Origin of the sequence: Bradyrhizobium sp. (assembly GCF_019242285.1) — a bacterium.
In the GTDB taxonomy this organism is placed as follows: Bacteria; Pseudomonadota; Alphaproteobacteria; order Rhizobiales; family Xanthobacteraceae; genus Bradyrhizobium.
In genome coordinates this window covers 1-2340 of sequence record NZ_JAFAVV010000836.1, presented here as the reverse complement: position 1 = coordinate 2340, position 2340 = coordinate 1, and the positions used below count along the sequence as shown (strand labels likewise).

Below are 2340 nucleotides of genomic sequence, written 5' to 3'. Positions count from 1 at the left end.
AATCGATCGTTGTGGCGTTCAGGAAGGGGCCCTCGATCGTGCGGCTCTCGATGCGATCCGTTGCGGGGCTCGCCCAGATCCGGCGGGAGTGCTCGCCGACTGGGACACGTCCGCAGGCTATTGCGAGCACGGGATTGGGGACACGGTGGCGGACACCGGCCCCCATCGGCTGCATGCCCATGGCCACAACAGGCCGGTGCGCGGCCAGACCGGTTGGAACTGGTCCGGCCGCAACGACAGTTTTCGGCTTTCGCCCGGGGAATATGGCGGCCTCGAACTGCACGCCGACGCGCTCACCGATTGCCGGTGGGAGCCGACGCTGACGCTGAGCATTCCGGATCAGCTCAAGAGCGGCGTCTACGCCATAAAGCTGACAGCGGGCGATGCCGAGGAGTATACGCCGTTTTTCGTGCGTCCCAGCGACGCACCGAAGGCGGCGATCTGCTTGCTGATACCGACGGCAAGCTATCTTGCATACGCCAATATCAGCACCGCATTCGACGGGGCTTTGCTGCAGGCGATTACGGCCGAGACCCCGATCTTTCAGGGCGTCGATGTCGAGGTCTACAAGAATGACGTCGAGTTCGGTCTTTCGACTTACGACCAACACAACGATGGCGCAGGTGTCTGCTACTCCTCCTACCGACGTCCCATCATCAACTTCAGGCCGAAGTACCGCGCCCCAGGGCTTGGCACGACGTGGCAGTTTCCGGCCGACCTGTCGATCGTGGCCTGGCTGGACGCGATGAAATACGACTACGACGTCCTGACAGACGAAGATCTGCACCGGGAAGGCGTGGCGGCGTTGAAACCATACCGGGTGGTCCTGAACGGCACGCACAACGAGTACTACTCGGAGCGGATGATGGACGCTACCGAGGATTATCTCGCGACCGGTGGTCGCTTGCTCAATCTCGGCGCCAACTCCCACTACTGGTGCGTCGGCTTTCGCGACGAGGAACCCTGGGTGATGGAGGTCCGCAAACTGGAAGCCGGTTCGCGGGCCTGGCAGGCGAGGCCGGGCGAGCAGTACCTCGCGAGCACCGGCGAGCGCAGCGGCCTGTGGCGCCATCGCGGCCGACCGCCTCAGAAGCTCATCGGCGTTGGCTTCACCTCGGAGGGCATGGATCAGTCGGTGCCCTATCGCCGTATGCCGGACAGCTATCATCGTAGTGTAGCGTGGATGTTCGAAGGCATCGAGAGCGAGGTTTTCGGTAGCGAAGGCCTCGGCCTGGGGGGCGCCGCCGGCATCGAGATCGACCGCTATGACCTTGCTCTGGGAACGCCGCCGCACGCACGTATCCTCGCCTCGTCCGAACCTTTCACCGACAATTACCCGCTGGTGCAGGAAGAGATATTCTTCATGACGCCCGGCCTCGGCGGCACGCAAAATCCGCTTGTCCGGGCGGACATCGTCTACTTCACCACGCCGAACCATGGCGCCGTTTTCGCCACCGGCTCGATCGCCTGGGGCAGCGCGCTGCCGTGCCGGAACTTCGTTAACCCCATATCGCGGCTGACAAAGAACGTGGTCGACGCTTTCCTCAAGGACGGGCCTCTCCCGGGCGCCAGCTTCGACCGTGGCGAGAGCGCATTCCGCTGACGCTGCGTTCGGTCCGCGCTTTCTGACGCTCGCCGCCTCCGACCCCGCCTCAGCGGCGCTCGCTCTCAACCATAGGCCTGCCGGCCCATGCCGACACCGAAGGATGCCTCTCGACCCACTTGGTCTCGGCTTCCAGCACCGCGGCGAGCGCCAGCAACGTTCCCTCCTCGCCGTAGCGGCCGACCGCCTGCACGCCCATGGGCAGGCCATCCGCCGACCAATGCAGCGGCAGCGCGATCGCCGGCAAAGGAGCAATATTGAAGGGAAACATGAAGACGGCGTCGCTCCACTTGGCGTTGTAGCGATCGAGGTCCGGCTCGCTCATGTCCCAATAGCCGAGCGGGCGCGGCTTCTGGGTAAGCACGGGGGTGAGATACACGTCGTAAGGCATGAGATCGGCGCTAATATCGCGTGACAGGCCACGGAGGGCATTCATCAGCTTGACCTGTTCCACCGCTGTCTGGGCGCGACCGCGCTGGATGATCGCCCAGGTCACCGGCTCGACATCCGCTTCAGTTACCGGCCGCCCGGCCAAGGCCGTGAGGAAGTCGAACCCGGCCGCGCTTTCCGCCGGCGTCATCGCGGTATATGTCTTCCAGGCGCTCGCGGCATCGAGCGCCATGTTCTTTTCCTCGACATCGTGGCCCAGCCGTTCCAGCAGCGACGCGACGTTTCGCACCGCGGCCACAGCCTCCGGGTCGATGGGGCTGCCGTCGGGCGGGGTCACGGTAAAGCCG

The 2340-nt window shown here is 64.5% G+C and carries 2 protein-coding genes; one reads left to right on the top strand and one right to left on the bottom strand.

The window, feature by feature from the left end; genetic code table 11:
- A partial coding sequence (locus JOY90_RS34335; RefSeq protein ID WP_291695528.1) for a N,N-dimethylformamidase beta subunit family domain-containing protein occupies nt 1-1603 on the top strand: 1603 nt, incomplete at its 5' end.
- A gap of 49 nt (nt 1604-1652) precedes the next feature.
- Here the strand turns inward: JOY90_RS34335 and JOY90_RS34330 are convergent.
- On the bottom strand, nt 1653-2340 hold a 688-nt coding region (locus JOY90_RS34330), incomplete at its 5' end, for an amidase family protein (protein WP_291695527.1).